This window comes from Kluyvera georgiana ATCC 51603 (assembly GCF_001654985.1).
In the GTDB taxonomy this organism is placed as follows: domain Bacteria; phylum Pseudomonadota; class Gammaproteobacteria; order Enterobacterales; family Enterobacteriaceae; genus Kluyvera; species Kluyvera georgiana.
The window spans coordinates 1-13,741 of the sequence record NZ_LXEU01000021.1; the positions used below are offsets into that span (position 1 = coordinate 1).

A 13,741-nucleotide genomic window follows, 5' to 3' on the forward strand; every position below is an offset into this window, starting at 1 on the left:
TGACAACAAGCGTACGGCGAAGGTGAACGGTACCGACGACCAGCAGCTGGATTCACTGAACTTCGGCGGTATGTTCGAGGCGTGGTTCTAAGCTAGCGTGAGAAAATGCACTTTGCCTGGAGCAGCCGGGGAACCGGCTGCTCTATTGCTAAGATGGCCTTCAGGCAATAATCGTGGCCAGGCAACCTAATAATAAAAGAGGGATAATTGTTTTTGTTATTATTTTAGTGGCAACATTTTCCTGCGTTACTATTTGGGCAAGAGAAGTAAAAAACCTCGTTAGCTACTATTTATTATAGTAAATTGGCCATAATAAAATTATTTGGTTGCTGCCTGATATATTCGGGGGTAGACTCGCGGCTCGGATAAAAAAACCACCTATAATATGTTACGAAAATACCAAGAAAATATTGCCGTTTTATTGTTTTTCACAGCGCTTTATATCTACTCAAGGTTTTTATTACGTGCCACAGGGGACGGGCATCCGCATGCGATTAATATTTTGTTGTTATGCGGGTTGTGTGCATTTTTGTTCACGGCAAAAAGAACCTTTTTGATCGCGATCCCATTTTTTCTGTTGTTAACAGTATATGCCCCAATTGGTTTGACGTATGGTTACCCGACCTACCAGTATGTTTCGTCTCTCTTTGCCTCGAACATCGCTGAGTCGCTTGAGTTCCTGCGGTTAATTCCATTTAAAGCATACATGTATACTTTTATTTTAATACTGGCTCCGTTTGCGCTTAACCGGTTGGCGTTAAAATTTAAGATTAAACCCTGTAATAACAAATTGTTTATTTTATCTTTTGCGCTACTTTCATTTTACAGTTCTGGTGCGTTCCTGTTTGTGAATGAAGCACAGGAGTCGGTACAGCGGGTCAAGGATGAAAATGCTCAGCTTGATAGCTATGTCAGTAGAAATGATTGGGCCGATGTTCAACAGACTCGCCAGACTCAGTATGATGATTATTTCCTGGTCATTGGTGAGAGCGCCCGACGTGACTACTTTCATACCTATGGCTATCCGGTAGAAAATACGCCGTTCCTGGATTCCACCACAGGTGTTATCGTCAACGGGATGGAGTCTGCGGGAACCTACACGATTGGTTCACTGCGCCTGATGCTGACTCAGGGAGACAAAAGCACGGCGGCGCCCAACTACAATCTGAATCTGATAGGTCTCATCAAGAAAGCCGGTTTCAATACTTATTGGCTCTCCAATCAGGGGCAGTTTGGCGAATGGGATACGCCGATATCGGCGATTGCTAAAAAAAGTGATAAGACCTATTTCACAAAGCTCCGTGCATTTAATGAACGTAATATTTCCGATTTTGAACTGCTGCGCATATTAAAACCGATGGTTAACGCCAGCAGTAAACAGCGCAGATTCTTTGTGATCCACACAATGGGCTCACACCCCTATGCCTGCGATCGCATTGAGGGGATGAAAGATGCTTATAAAGTGCAGGAGAAAAAAGATGCATATATTGCCTGCTATGTCTCGAGTATCAAGCAAACTGACCAATTCCTTGAGACGCTACATGATATGCTGATGCACAATAAACAGGGCCGGAGTTTTTCGATGATCTATTTTTCCGATCATGGCATGGTGCATCGTGATGTTGATGGGGTTATTCAACTTAATAACAATTTTGTGAGTAAATATCATCACGATATTCCGCTGGTGAAAATTTCGTCTGACGATACCGGCAGGGTAGTGGTTAATAGTCAAAAATCAGGCATGATGTTCGTCAATGGCTTGGCCAGTTGGATGGGAATTAGCGCCCAGCAAATTCAGCCCTATAACCTATTTGATGGTGTCGCCGATAGCGAGGATTATGGTCTGAGCAAAAAGCCTTATAAAGTCGATGACCCGGCTATCGATATTTCCAGGGTACTCATTCGTTAGTGTCGGCTATCGATAAAAGCAAAACGCGACCAGCAAGGCCGCGTTTCGCTTTTGGATTAGTTTGATATGACACGACTAGCGACGCGTCAATGCCAGCCGAATTCCCAGGCCAATAAACGCCGTGCCGACCACGCGATCCAACACCTTTTGCAATGTCTGATTACGCGACACCGCGCCTGCGGCGCTACCGGCCAGAATGGCAAACGTGGCGTCGGTCATAAACCCAACCAGCGCATAGGCCATACCGAGGATCAGAAACGAAACGGCATGATGCTCGCCGTTCGGCATCACAAACTGCGGGAAGAAGGAGATAAAGAACAAAATCACCTTCGGATTGGTGAGGGTGGTAATAAACCCTTTTGACAGCAGGCCGCCGGTATTGGCTCTGTTTCGCTCCACCATCGGTTCATCGCCCTGTGCCGATTTCCTGCTAAACGTGCCCAGTATCATTTTCCCGCCCAGATACATCAGGTATACCGCACCGACGTACTTCACCACGGTGAACAGCAGCGGCGAGGCGGTAATCAATGCCGTTAATCCCACGGCGCTGGCGACCGCATGGGTGCAGCTACCGAGCGCGACGCCTGCGGCAGAAATCAGCCCAGCGCGGCGGCCGTTTGCCACGCTTTGGCCGACGACATAGGCCATATCGGGCCCCGGTGTGATGGAGAGCAGGAACACGGAGAGAATGAACAGCCCAAAATGGGTGATATCCAGCATGATGACCTCGATTAGTGAATAAGGGTAACGCCGTTACGGGCAAGCGCGTCGGTGAGCGGTTGATCCAGCATGCCGTCTACGATCAGCGTGCTGGCGAGGCTGAGCTCGCCGATGGCGAAAGCGGAGGCGGCATTAATTTTCTCATGAGAGGCCATGACCACGGTTTCGGAGGCTCGTTCGCTCAGCAGACGTTTCACTCCTGCCTCTTCAAAATTTCCTGTCGTAAACCCGGCGCTGTGATGGACCCCTGTGACGCCCATAAAATACAGATCGGCGTTGATGCGGCTGGCGGCTTCGGTCATCGCCGTCCCGGTTGTGACCACCGAGTGCTTGAACAGCGTGCCGCCAAGCAGGATGACTTCAATTAACGGATAGTCGACCAGACCGACGGCGATGTTTGGGCTGTGGGTCACCACGGTGAACGACATATCGACTGGCAGCAGTTTGATCATCTCAGAGGTGGTTGTCCCCCCATCAACGATCACCACCTGGCCCGGGCAGATTAATGCCGCCGCTTTTTGCGCGATTGTTTTCTTTGCGTCTGGTTGCACGCTTTTTCTTGCTTCAAACGGGGCGATAGCGGCTGAGACCGGCAGCGCACCGCCGTGGACGCGCTGGAGCAATCCCGCCGCCGCAAGCTCGCGTAAATCCCGGCGGATCGAGTCTTCCGAGACGTTGAAGTGCTGGCTTAACTCGGTAGAGTGCACTTGTTTATCCCGAGCCAGAATCTCAAGGATGTGCTGTTTTCGCTGGCTGGCTAGCATCATTTTCTCTATGCATGTTTGATCTTGAATATGCACGATTGTGCATGATAGGTTGTGCGCTGTCACCTGTTACCCAAAACAACAACCTACGTGGAGCATAAGATGCAAAGTATGATCATATTGATTGCAGGTCCAGTACGAAGTGGCACTAACGGCGATGAACGGTTGATGCATGAAAACCTGGCACGCATGGAGCAGACGGCGCTGGCTGTGTATCGGTTGGGGCATATTCCGGTGATTGGCGAGTGGCTGGCATTTCCACTCTCGGCGGCGGCGGGGTCGCAGAAAATTGGCGATGCCATCAGCGAAGCGTTTCTTTATCCCGTGGCTCACCGGCTGTTGACGCGTTGTGATGCGGTGCTGCGAATGGAAGGCGCGTCTAACGGTGCGGATAATGATGTCAGGGTCGCGAATGAGCTTGGGCTGGCGGTGTATTACTCACTGGATGAGGTACCCGTGAAGACGATGCAGGCGGAGTCCTGGCTCCGCCTGACGGGCAAAGATTAGATCCAGACGTCGTTAACTGCGGTGCGCGCGCCGCCCTCATGGCCGGTATTGAGCACGCCGCGCGGCTCAATGAGCAGCAGATGCGCTTCGTGTTCGGCTGCCGTTTTATGCTCAATACCCCGTGGGACAACGAACATTTCGCCCGCCTGAACTTCAACAATGCGATCCCGGAATGCGATCTCCAGCGTGCGTGCTAGGACGACGATCGTTTCGTCGGTTTCCGGGTGCGCATGCCAGATAAAATCGCCCTGGATTTTTACCACCTTGAATTGATAGTCGTTCATTTCAGCGACCACTTTGGGCTGCCAGTGTTCGCTGAACTGAGCAAGTTTTGACTCAAAATTAACGGGCTTCTGCATGAGTGATCCTCCTGTGATAAGAGCATCCAGCTTATAAAGCGGCAGGTGGCGCGTATTGTACGTTTGTGCAGGCAGGGGACGCCAGGCCGTGGAGCTTTAGCCAGCGCCCCGGAGACAACCCGATACAAGCATTGAAGTGGCGAATCATATGACTTTGGTCGGTAAAACCGGCCTGGATCGCGCTATCCGCCATACTGAACCCAGCCAGGAGCAACTGCTTGCAGTAGCTGATGCGCCGCAGGATAACGTAGCGATGAGGGCTGGTACCGTACAAGGCTCGGAAGTCGCGGCTCAGCGCCCAACGCTCGCGACCGCTGGCGGCGGTGAGTTCTTCCGAAGAGATGCTGCGGTAAAAGAACTCGTGGATATAGTCTCTGGCCCGTTCGGCAGCCGGATAATCGAAGGCGCGACGATGAAAGCGCTGTCCGCCCACTACTGACAGCGCGTGGGCAAGACCGTAGAGCGCTTCATCTTCTTCCAACGGCTGTAGCGGTGAATCAACGGCGCAGAGTAAAGGCGTAGCGGCTGCCAGCAGCCGCGGATCGGCGGATATCCCCCCTTTGATATACGGTAATGACTGGCCGCCCAGGATGGACTGAATCAGCGATGGCTCAACGTAGAGCATGCGATAGCGGAAACCCTCTTCGGTTCCTGCTTCGCCGTCGTGGAGCTCATCAGGATGCAGGACGAGGGTTGAGCCGGGAAGGCCGTGCCGCATGCTGCCGCGATAACGGAAGCTCTGCACGCCAGACAGCGTGCGGCCAATGGCATAGGTATCGTGACGATGCGGCTGATAGCCATGCCCTCTGAAGTAAGCTTCAATAATCTCAATGCGCGATGGCGCGGTAGCCCGGCGAAGCCAGTCCTGGGTTGCGATGTCGTTTTTCATGCAGGAGTCCGCAGTTGGGCCGGCTGACGGAAGCGCTCTCGTTTTACCTGCCTCTCTTGTTTATCGACACAATATCACCGTCCAGCGACTAACGTAGCATTGGTGATGGTGCTCCCGTTGTTGCATGTCACACAGTCCCATTGGTCCGGAATGTATACAAATGAACGGTGAAAATGAATTTCCTGGATACGGATTTTTGTGCGCAAATTCGCTCGGAAAAAGTTCCGTTAGTCACGCCAATATTGTGAAGAAAATGTATCAAATACGACTTTATGACTAGGTTAATTCTTAGTCTTTATATTGTTGATGGTGTAAATTATTGCCTTGAAATAAGTAACAAGAGTAATTATATTTTCTTATCATATTGATATTTAAAAAGTAATTTTGTTTTATAAAGTTATGTCAGCTAACTGTAAATTATTCTTTTGTGTGATCCATGGCTGTATTTTCCATTCGTCAACTGGTGTTTTCTTGAACCCTGTCACGTCCTTTCATTTCGTAGGCTTATGAAATAAATCTTTACGATCTCGATCACTAAAATGTCTTTCGTAAAAAAATAAAATGCAATTCCATAAAAATGAAACACAATTCCAATTGAGGGTTATTGCATGTTTAAAAAATCTCTGGTCCTGATGGCATTATGTGGCGCCTCTTTCGCAGCATCGGCAGTGACTGTCGATCTCCGTCATGAATTTATTGACGGCGGTAAAACTGATAAAACGAACGCTGACCGCGTTTCTGTCTCTCACCGTTTTGCAAACGGCTTTGGTTTCTCCGTTGAAGCAAAATGGAAATCAGGTGGTAACAACACCGATCAACCGTTCTCTGACTTCGTTGGTAACGGTCATGAAGAATCTATTAGCTACCAATACAAATTTAATAAAAACTTCTCCATTCAGCCTGGCTTTAATATTGAAAGTAACGACAGCCGTTCTATTTATAAGCCGAACCTGCGCGTTCAATATAGCTTCGACAACGGCTTCTACGTCGCCGCGCGTTATCGTTACGACTACACCCGTTATCCGTCAAATGCCAATAAAGACGATGACAAAGTTAACCGTGGTGATGCATGGGCTGGTTACGTGTTCGGTGACTGGCGTACCGAGCTGAACTACGTCTATGCACGTAGCTCAGAAGGCAATGCACGTAACAACAACAAGCCATATTCTCAGGAATATAACGTGAAAGTGGCATATAAAATCGACAAAAACTGGGCTCCGTATGGCGAAGTGGGTAACGTAGGCGTCAACGATCGTGATGACCGCCAGACCCGTTTCCGTGTGGGTGTCGCTTACTCCTTCTAATTGCCTCCTGCTTTAGTGAAACCCCCGGCGAAGCTGGCCGGGGTTCTCTACTTTTCCCTGCAAACCTTGCCACACCTTATTTGTACTCCGCCTGAATAATTTAATTAATGTTAAAGCGCAGTTGTGTCGCTATTACCCCACGTCTTTCGTATTCACATCATCGAAGAGGTTCGTGTATGAACAGCGCTATCGTCGTAGTATTACTTCTCATCGTCTGTTTCCTGATTCTGGGGGGCGGATGGTTTCTCATCATGCGCACAGAAATGAAAATAGAAAAAAAGATGCATACTGAATTTGAGTTAAAAAGAGAAGAGGAAAAACAGCAAAAGATACTACAAAAATATGAGGAGCTGCTGGCGATGGAAATTGAGTGGCACACGCAGCGACTGGCCAGCATCACTTTTTTTATTGCCAAATTAAAGAAAAAGCAGGATGCCGAATATCGTAGTACGCAGCCCAGTATTAATGGCGATAACACGCAGCTTCATTCGAAAATAAAGGCGCTGATTTTCATTTACTTCCCGCATCTGCAGGATGATTACACCAAGCTCTGCAAACTGGCCGATTGCACGGTCTATTTTGATTATCTGTACGGGCGTTCAAACGACGGCGCGCGCGTGTTACGCGAGCTGTCCGACAAAATGCAGAAGTTCGCTGCCCAATCTACCGAGTTCCAGAACCGAATACGTAACGAGGTCACGGTGAAATGAGTGGCGGTCTCCAACGCCCCAGGTCTATGCTTAGCCTCGAACCCATATAAAAAATAGAGGCAATGTCATGGATAAGGAACTACAGGATGCGGGCTATCGCGTCTATACCGGGGAAAAGATTGATGTCTATTTCAACACCGACATCTGCCAGCACTCCGGCAATTGCGTCAGAGGCAGCAGCAAGCTGTTTAACCTGAAGCGGAAACCGTGGATTATCCCGGATGAAGTAGACGTTGCCACGGTGGTGCGGGTGATTGATACCTGCCCAAGCGGGGCGCTGAAATACCGTCATCATGACTAAGCGAGGGGGCGATGGAGATTCTGGAAGGGCATAACAAGTTTTATGTGAATGATGCAAACGGCAACCAGGTGGCGGAAATCGTCTTTGTGCCGACCGGCGAGCATTTGAGCATTATTGAGCATACCGATGTCGACCCCAGCCTGAAAGGGCAGGGGGTAGGGAAACAGCTGGTGGCGAAGGTGGTGGCGAAGATGCGCCAGGAACAACGTAAGGTGATCCCGCTGTGCCCGTTTGCCAGGCATGAGTTTGATAAGACTCGCGAATACGACGATATTCGCGCCTGACCTTTTGCGCCAGCGTCGGCTGGCGCGAATCCTTAGCCCTTAGCGCAACTGCTCGATGATCAGCATCGCCGCGATTGCCACCATCAATCCCCCGGATATCCGGCTGACAACCCGCGCGGCCTGTGGACGGCTGGTCAGCAACGCTCGTGAACCGTAACCCACCAGCAGATAGATGAGCGTACAGGTCAGCAGATGCATCAACCCCAGCGCTGACATTTGCATCGCCAGCGGCCATTGACCGTGCGGATCGGTAAATTGCGGTAGCAGCGCCAGAAAGAGGAGAAAAACTTTGGGATTCAGGCCGCTGATGCACAGGCCTTTCAGCACCCACTGATTCCAACCGCCGCTCTGTTGACTGGCGCTGGAGACCGTTGCCGGGTGGCGCAGCAGCGAAATCCCTAACCACAGTAAATAGACCGCGCCCAGTAACGTGATAGCCGACAGCGCCAGCGGATGCCCGGCAATCAGTACACCGACGCCCGCGACGACCACAATGGTCGCCAGCAGATGCCCTGACATCAGTCCGGCGACCGCCGGAACAATGCGCCGACCGTGGATTCCGGCGCTGATGGTGTAGGCCCAATCGGCCCCAGGCGTCATGATCAGCAAAAACGATACCAGCCAGAAACCGGCCACTAAGCTCATCTCCATGACTCACATTCTCCATTATTTTTCATTGCGTTATTCCCGAAAACCCTGACCTGATATCGAGAAAGAATATCGTTATTTCCGCGCAATGAGCTTTCAATGTTATGCTGGGATTCGGCGCTTAGAGAGAGAATCCTCTAAATGGATAGCATTGATCGAAAAATTCTTGCTGAACTACAGGCGGATGGCCGTTTATCTATCACTGAGCTGGCTGAACGGGTAAACCTGAGCCTCTCACCGTGCCATCGACGCCTGCGGGCGCTGGAGCAGGAGGGCGTTATTACCGGCTATCGCGCCAACCTTGATCCAGGCAAGATGGGCTTCAATTTTGTGGCGCTGGTGTTTGCGACGCTTAAAGAGGGTGACCGCAAAGCGGTTAGCGCCTTTGAGGAGGCGGTGGAAGAGATCCCACAGATCGTGCTGGCCCAGCGGCTGTTTGGCGACCCCGACTATTTAATGCAGGTGGTCACGCGCGATCTCTCGTCGTTTCAGAAGCTCTACGACCAAAAGCTCTCAGCGATGCCGGGCGTACAGCACCTGCGCTCGACGCTGGTGATGAAAACCGTCGTGCAGGATCGCGCTTTTCCACTGGAGTCGTTGAAAGAGAAATAGTTGGCTGAAACGTTTCATGTGCCAAAGTAGGGCGATAGGGGATGGCATTCCCCCTTTAACCGCCGTGTGGCTGATGATGCCTGTTTTTATTCCTGGACCGGGAATGAACAGGCACACCCCTACCGCGTCCAGGATGATCAATTCATCTAAGGATGCGTCCATGATTTCTGAACACTTCGCGCGTAAAAATACGCTTTTTTTTTCTTGTGCAGTGGCTGCTGCTGGCGACGGTGATTGCCGTACTGGCCGGTTCCGCCTCCGCGCTCTTCCTCTATTCACTCGATTGGGCAACCACGACGCGCATTACCCATCCCTGGCTGATTTGGCTGCTGCCGTTTGCCGGTTTTACCGTCGGCTGGCTCTACCTGCGCTTTGGCCGCTCGGTGGAGGGCGGCAATAACCTGATCCTTGAAGAAGTACATCGTCCGGCGAACACCATTCCGCTGCGGATGACGCCGCTGGTGTATATCGGTACCGTCGTTTCGCATCTGTTTGGCGCCTCTGTTGGGCGCGAAGGCACGGCGGTGCAAATGGGCGCTTCCATCGCTGACCAGTTTACTTCGTTGCTGAAGTTCGATAACGATGCGCGGCGAATGGTGTTGATGGCAGGGGTCAGCGCTGGCTTCTCCTCGGTATTCGGTACGCCGCTTGCCGGCGCTATTTTCGGCCTTGAAGTGATGGCGATTGGCCGCATGCACTACACCGCCATTTTCCCCTGCCTGCTGGCGGCGGTGGTGGCTGACCAGGTGGGCCTGATGTGGGGTGTACACCATACCCACTACGCAATGTCGTTGATTCCGCCACTCTCCTTGTGGACGCTGGGGGCGGTGATTGCTGCGGGTTGCTGTTTCGGCCTGGCGGCGCGCGTCTTTGCTGATGCCACGCACCTGATTGGCGGCGTGATGAAAAAATACGTGGCGTATACGCCGCTACGTCCGTTTATCGGCGGGGTGGTTGTGGCATTGGCGGTCTATCTGTTGCAGGGGGAGCGTTATATTGGCCTGGGTATTCCGGTGATTGTCGATGCTTTTCAGCACCCTCTGGCACCGTGGGACTTTGTCGGCAAGCTGGCTTTTACCGTCCTGTCGCTGGGCAGCGGCTTTAAAGGCGGCGAGGTGACGCCTTTATTCTATGTCGGGGCCACGCTGGGTAACGCGCTGGCGCCGCTAACACGCCGATCGCCTCGACGTTGATGGCGATTGAGCTGTTTGGCGCGGAGGTTGGCGTGTATGCCGCGATGGCCTGCGTGGTCGCCTGGCTGGTCTCCGGCTATAGCGGGATCTATCGTTCTCAGCGGGTGGCTTGTCTGAAGCATCGGGTGGTGCCCATCGGGATCACACTGGCGGAACTTCCGGCCTGGCAGCGTAAAAATTCGCGCCCGCAGCCTCCAGTGGATGAAGCGAAAGCGGATAGCTAATAACGTATTGTTGTAACGGAGTAGAATTCTTATTGCAAAAATGTAAATAACGAACTCAATATTTGTTATTTCAGAATGGCTGCGCATTCTGGCTATCTTGGTTTCAGCCCAACTACCCGGCATCGAATCAGGAGAAAACCAGAATGAGCAGACAAATCAAATTAGGTGCTTTTCTTCCCGGCGGCGGCCAGCATATTGCGGCATGGCGTCATCCGGATCAGCCTGCCGACGGCGCAACCAGTTTTGAATTTCACAAACAGCTGGCGCAAACCGCCGAACGCGGGCTGTTTGATGCTTACTTCCTGGCCGATGGCCTGGCGATTCCGGCTTCCGGCGTGACCGATGGCGGCACCGCCAAGGTGGCCGGTTTTGAACCGGTGACGCTGTTTTCCGCGCTGGCCCCGCTGACCAACAATATCGGCTTTATCGCGACCGCCTCGACCACTTATGAAGAGCCGTACAACCTGGCGCGCAAGTTTGCCTCGCTGGATTTAATCTCCGGCGGCCGTGCAGGCTGGAACGTCGTGACTACGGCGACGGAAGCTGCGGCGCATAACTTCAACCTCGATACTCAGCATCCGCACGAATATCGCTATCAGCGGGCGAAAGAGCACGTTGAAGTGGTCAAAAAGCTGTGGGACAGCTTCGAGGATGACGCGTTCCTGCGTGATAAAGCCTCTGGCCAGTTCTTTGATCGCAATAAAGTGCACGACACGAATCACGTCGGCAAATTCTTTAAAGTACGCGGGCCACTGAATGTGCCGCGTTCTCCTCAGGGCCAGCCGGTGATCGTCCAGGCCGGGCAATCTGAAAGCGGACGTGCGCTGGCGGCTGCCACCGCCGAAGTCATTTTCACCTCACACCAGCATCTGGAGACGGCGCAGACCTTCTATCGCGATATTAAATCTCGCGCCAGGGCGGCAGGCCGCAACCCGGATCACGTGCTGATCATGCCCGGTGTCGCGCCGTTTATCGGCCGCACCGAAGAAGAGGCCAAAGAGAAATACCACAAGCTAACTTCGCTTATCGTCGAAGCCGACGGCATTGCGCTGCTGAATGGCCTGGCCGGCGGGGGGATCGACCTGGGTAAATTTGATCCTGATGGTCCGCTGCCGCCGCTGCCGGTGACTGAAGGCATGAAATCGCGCCCGGAGCTGATCCGTCAGATCGCCGACGAAAACAACTTCACCATTCGCCAACTCTACCAGTGGGTTGCGACCGCTCGCGGGCACTTTACCGTGGTGGGAAGCGCGGAGCAGGTGGCCGACACGCTGCAGGCGTGGTTTGAGAACGAGGCCGCAGACGGTTTCAACGTGCTGCCGCCGTGGCTGCCGGGCGGGCTGGACGACTTTATCGAGCTGGTGGTGCCTATCCTGCAAAAACGCGGCCTGTTCCGTACCCAGTATGAAGGTAAGACGCTGCGCGAAAACCTGGGGCTGCCGTTTGCCGATAACCGCTACAGCGCCGCGCGCAATGCCAAAGTGGCTTGAGGAGGATCTATGTTCTATTCCACCACCCGAATTCGCCTGAAGGCCCGCCAGACAACCGCGCCCGCTTACCGGCAATGGTATCAGCGCAGCCTGTCGCTGATTGCTCGCTACGGCCTGCTGGTGCTGTTTTTTGCCGGCTGGCAAATCGCCAGCACGGCAGGCTGGCTTAACGCTGCGGTAATCCCGCCGCTGGATAAAATCTTTGCCGCACTGTGGAACGGGATTACTCAGGGCGCACTGCTGGGTGACATCACCATCAGTTTACAGCGCGCCGGGTTAGCCTTTGCCGCCGCTATCGTGGTGGGGATTCCGCTGGGGCTGTTTATGGGGCAAATACGCCCGCTGGAGCAGGCACTGGATCCGATCTTACAGCTTTTCCGCCAGACCTCGGCGCTGGCGCTGTATCCCATCTTTATCCTGCTGCTGGGTCTGGGCGAAACGTCAAAAGTGTTCGTTATCTTTTGGGCGGCGCTGTTCCCGATTCTGCTGTCGACCATTAGCGGTGTGAAAGAGGTGGATGGCAAGCTGCTGGAGATGGCGCGGACCTTTGGTGCGGGTCGACTGACGCTGTTTTACCGGGTGATTGTTCCTGCCTCGGTGCCGTCCATCTTTGTCGGGCTACGTCTCTCCGCGACGACCGCGCTGCTGTTGCTGATTGCCGCAGAGATGATTGGCGCGAATCAGGGGATCGGTTTCCGGGTGATGAATGCGCAATATAACTTCCAAATACCGATGATGTTCGCGGCGATATTCCTGCTGGCGTTTGCCGGGCTATTAGCGAACGCCATTCTGGTCCTGCTGCAGCGTCGTCTGTGTCGCTGGAACTCACGTAACCATTAATTTTGCACGTTATTTTGCGTTTTTAAATTAAGCCTGATGGGAATTTCAATAATGAAAAAACAGATCTCTTTTGCGTGGGTAGCGGTACTTTTCCTCTTTGGCATCAGCACATCCGTGCGGGCTCAGGAAGCAGTCACGATGCGCTATATGGCGAGCTACGGCGGTATTTCCGCCCACGAATTAGCCGACGCACTGGGGTATTTTAAGGATACCGGAGTGTCGATTAAAAATGCCGGTTACGCCAGCGGTGGCCCGGAGTCTTTATTTGCGCTGGCGTCGAACAGCATTGATATCGGTTCTGCGGCCACGCCGGCGGTGATTAACGCCATTGCTAACGGTAACGATTTTGTCGCCGCTTACCCCACCAACGGTATTAACGAGACCACCAAATCTATCTTCTACGTGAAGGAAGACAGCTCGATTAAATCGATCAAAGATTTAGCCGGGAAAAGCGTGGCGGTGAATACGCTGGGGGCACACCTGGATTACACGTTGCGCGAGGCGCTGCGTCAGGCCAATCTGCCGGAAAACGCGGCGAAACCGGTGGTGGTGCCGGGCCCGCAGCTGGAACAGACTTTACGCTCTGGTCAGGTCGACGTAGCGGCATTTGGCTACTGGCAAACCACTTTTGAAGGGTCGGCGCGCAGCCACGGCGGCCTGCGTCCAATCTTCAACGATGCCGACGTACTCGGGCCGATTGCCGGCGGCTTCACGGTGCTGCGTGCCGACTTCGTTAAGCAGCACCCTGACGCGGCGCGCGTCTTCGTGGTGGAGTCGGCGCGTGCCCTGGACTACGCTCGCGACAATCCGGAAAAAGTACGCGAAATTATGGCCAAAATCCTCAAGGAACGCGGTGAGAACCCGGAGGTCGCGAAATACTTTACCGGCTACGGCGTGCGTAAAGGCGGCCAGTCCGAACCACACGACGTGCAGTTCTGGCTGGATATCCTCGAGCGTGATGGCGTGCTGAAAAAAGGTCAGCTCAAA

At 52.9% G+C, this 13,741-nt stretch carries 18 protein-coding genes and 1 riboswitch; of the genes, 13 read left to right on the forward strand and 5 right to left on the reverse strand.

What is annotated here, in order from left to right; translation table 11 throughout:
• On the forward strand, positions 1-91 hold a 91-nt coding region (locus M989_RS24370; protein WP_074398705.1), incomplete at its 5' end, for a maltoporin.
• Positions 92-385: 294 nt separating this feature from the next.
• Entirely contained in the window at positions 386-1,909 is a 1,524-nt protein-coding gene (locus M989_RS04810) for a phosphoethanolamine transferase (RefSeq protein WP_064542841.1), read from the forward strand.
• Positions 1,910-1,984: 75 nt separating this feature from the next.
• Here the strand turns inward: M989_RS04810 and M989_RS04815 are convergent, their stop codons facing one another.
• Both M989_RS04815 and M989_RS04820 read right to left on the reverse strand, forming a co-directional pair.
• Positions 1,985-2,629, reverse strand: coding sequence for a LysE family translocator (locus M989_RS04815; RefSeq protein WP_064542844.1), 645 nt, complete (start codon positions 2,627-2,629; stop codon positions 1,985-1,987).
• Between the two features lie 11 nt (positions 2,630-2,640).
• Positions 2,641-3,393: a DeoR/GlpR family DNA-binding transcription regulator gene (locus M989_RS04820; protein ID WP_064542881.1), complete on the reverse strand. Its 753-nt coding sequence runs from the start codon at positions 3,391-3,393 to the stop codon at positions 2,641-2,643.
• A 102-nt stretch (positions 3,394-3,495) separates the two neighbouring features.
• Between M989_RS04820 and M989_RS04825 the strand changes: the two genes are divergently transcribed.
• Positions 3,496-3,900: a hypothetical protein gene (locus M989_RS04825; RefSeq protein WP_064542846.1), complete on the forward strand. Its 405-nt coding sequence runs from the start codon at positions 3,496-3,498 to the stop codon at positions 3,898-3,900.
• On the opposite strand, the gene M989_RS04830 is transcribed toward M989_RS04825, so the two are convergent.
• On the reverse strand, positions 3,897-4,259 hold the full coding sequence (locus M989_RS04830) for a cupin domain-containing protein (protein WP_064542849.1): 363 nt from the start codon (positions 4,257-4,259) through the stop codon (positions 3,897-3,899). The genes M989_RS04825 and M989_RS04830 overlap by 4 nt on opposite strands.
• Before the next feature lie 31 nt (positions 4,260-4,290).
• Complete coding sequence (locus M989_RS04835) at positions 4,291-5,148, reverse strand: AraC family transcriptional regulator (protein ID WP_064542852.1); 858 nt, start codon at positions 5,146-5,148, stop codon at positions 4,291-4,293.
• A gap of 608 nt (positions 5,149-5,756) precedes the next feature.
• Between M989_RS04835 and M989_RS04840 the strand changes: the two genes are divergently transcribed.
• The 4 genes from M989_RS04840 to M989_RS04855 all read left to right on the forward strand — a co-directional run bounded on the left by M989_RS04840 (position 5,757) and on the right by M989_RS04855 (position 7,747).
• A complete protein-coding gene (locus M989_RS04840; protein ID WP_064542854.1) occupies positions 5,757-6,452 on the forward strand; it encodes a porin in 696 nt (231 codons plus the stop codon).
• A 176-nt stretch (positions 6,453-6,628) separates the two neighbouring features.
• Positions 6,629-7,162 (forward strand): hypothetical protein, encoded by a 534-nt coding sequence (locus M989_RS04845; RefSeq protein ID WP_064542858.1) that lies wholly within the window; start codon positions 6,629-6,631, stop codon positions 7,160-7,162.
• A 67-nt stretch (positions 7,163-7,229) separates the two neighbouring features.
• Positions 7,230-7,463, forward strand: coding sequence for a 4Fe-4S mono-cluster protein YjdI (yjdI, locus tag M989_RS04850; protein WP_064542861.1), 234 nt, complete (start codon positions 7,230-7,232; stop codon positions 7,461-7,463).
• Positions 7,464-7,474: 11 nt separating this feature from the next.
• On the forward strand, positions 7,475-7,747 hold the full coding sequence (locus tag M989_RS04855) for a GNAT family N-acetyltransferase (RefSeq protein WP_064542864.1): 273 nt from the start codon (positions 7,475-7,477) through the stop codon (positions 7,745-7,747).
• A 39-nt stretch (positions 7,748-7,786) separates the two neighbouring features.
• On the opposite strand, the gene M989_RS04860 is transcribed toward M989_RS04855, so the two are convergent.
• Positions 7,787-8,398: a LysE family translocator gene (locus M989_RS04860; protein ID WP_064542867.1), complete on the reverse strand. Its 612-nt coding sequence runs from the start codon at positions 8,396-8,398 to the stop codon at positions 7,787-7,789.
• Positions 8,399-8,536: 138 nt separating this feature from the next.
• Here M989_RS04860 and M989_RS04865 point away from each other — a divergent pair, with 138 nt between their 5' ends.
• From M989_RS04865 to M989_RS04885, 6 genes are all read left to right on the forward strand, one after another.
• A complete protein-coding gene (locus tag M989_RS04865; protein WP_064542870.1) occupies positions 8,537-9,007 on the forward strand; it encodes an Lrp/AsnC family transcriptional regulator in 471 nt (156 codons plus the stop codon).
• Positions 9,008-9,035: 28 nt separating this feature from the next.
• Positions 9,036-9,097, forward strand: a riboswitch (Fluoride riboswitch).
• Between the two features lie 116 nt (positions 9,098-9,213).
• A complete protein-coding gene (locus M989_RS04870; protein WP_245191225.1) occupies positions 9,214-10,200 on the forward strand; it encodes a chloride channel protein in 987 nt (328 codons plus the stop codon).
• Complete coding sequence (locus tag M989_RS26170; RefSeq protein WP_245191226.1) at positions 10,200-10,424, forward strand: hypothetical protein; 225 nt, start codon at positions 10,200-10,202, stop codon at positions 10,422-10,424. The genes M989_RS04870 and M989_RS26170 overlap by 1 nt, the downstream gene beginning before the upstream one ends.
• Before the next feature lie 143 nt (positions 10,425-10,567).
• Positions 10,568-11,914, forward strand: coding sequence for an LLM class flavin-dependent oxidoreductase (locus M989_RS04875; RefSeq protein ID WP_064542873.1), 1,347 nt, complete (start codon positions 10,568-10,570; stop codon positions 11,912-11,914).
• Positions 11,915-11,923: 9 nt separating this feature from the next.
• On the forward strand, positions 11,924-12,754 hold the full coding sequence (locus M989_RS04880; RefSeq protein WP_064542876.1) for an ABC transporter permease: 831 nt from the start codon (positions 11,924-11,926) through the stop codon (positions 12,752-12,754).
• A 51-nt stretch (positions 12,755-12,805) separates the two neighbouring features.
• On the forward strand, positions 12,806-13,741 hold a 936-nt coding region (locus M989_RS04885), incomplete at its 3' end, for an ABC transporter substrate-binding protein (protein ID WP_064542879.1).

Coding starts and splice junctions, on each gene's coding strand:
- M989_RS04830 (WP_064542849.1), bottom strand. CDS start 4,259: ATGCAGAAGCCCGTTAATTTTGAGTCAAAACTTGCTCAGTTCAGCGAA.
- M989_RS04815 (WP_064542844.1), bottom strand. CDS start 2,629: ATGCTGGATATCACCCATTTTGGGCTGTTCATTCTCTCCGTGTTCCTG.
- M989_RS04840 (WP_064542854.1), top strand. CDS start 5,757: ATGTTTAAAAAATCTCTGGTCCTGATGGCATTATGTGGCGCCTCTTTC.
- M989_RS04810 (WP_064542841.1), top strand. CDS start 386: ATGTTACGAAAATACCAAGAAAATATTGCCGTTTTATTGTTTTTCACA.
- M989_RS04865 (WP_064542870.1), top strand. CDS start 8,537: ATGGATAGCATTGATCGAAAAATTCTTGCTGAACTACAGGCGGATGGC.
- yjdI (WP_064542861.1), top strand. CDS start 7,230: ATGGATAAGGAACTACAGGATGCGGGCTATCGCGTCTATACCGGGGAA.
- M989_RS04855 (WP_064542864.1), top strand. CDS start 7,475: ATGGAGATTCTGGAAGGGCATAACAAGTTTTATGTGAATGATGCAAAC.
- M989_RS26170 (WP_245191226.1), top strand. CDS start 10,200: ATGGCGATTGAGCTGTTTGGCGCGGAGGTTGGCGTGTATGCCGCGATG.
- M989_RS04825 (WP_064542846.1), top strand. CDS start 3,496: ATGCAAAGTATGATCATATTGATTGCAGGTCCAGTACGAAGTGGCACT.
- M989_RS04845 (WP_064542858.1), top strand. CDS start 6,629: ATGAACAGCGCTATCGTCGTAGTATTACTTCTCATCGTCTGTTTCCTG.
- M989_RS04880 (WP_064542876.1), top strand. CDS start 11,924: ATGTTCTATTCCACCACCCGAATTCGCCTGAAGGCCCGCCAGACAACC.
- M989_RS04835 (WP_064542852.1), bottom strand. CDS start 5,148: ATGAAAAACGACATCGCAACCCAGGACTGGCTTCGCCGGGCTACCGCG.
- M989_RS04875 (WP_064542873.1), top strand. CDS start 10,568: ATGAGCAGACAAATCAAATTAGGTGCTTTTCTTCCCGGCGGCGGCCAG.
- M989_RS04860 (WP_064542867.1), bottom strand. CDS start 8,398: ATGGAGATGAGCTTAGTGGCCGGTTTCTGGCTGGTATCGTTTTTGCTG.
- M989_RS04820 (WP_064542881.1), bottom strand. CDS start 3,393: ATGCTAGCCAGCCAGCGAAAACAGCACATCCTTGAGATTCTGGCTCGG.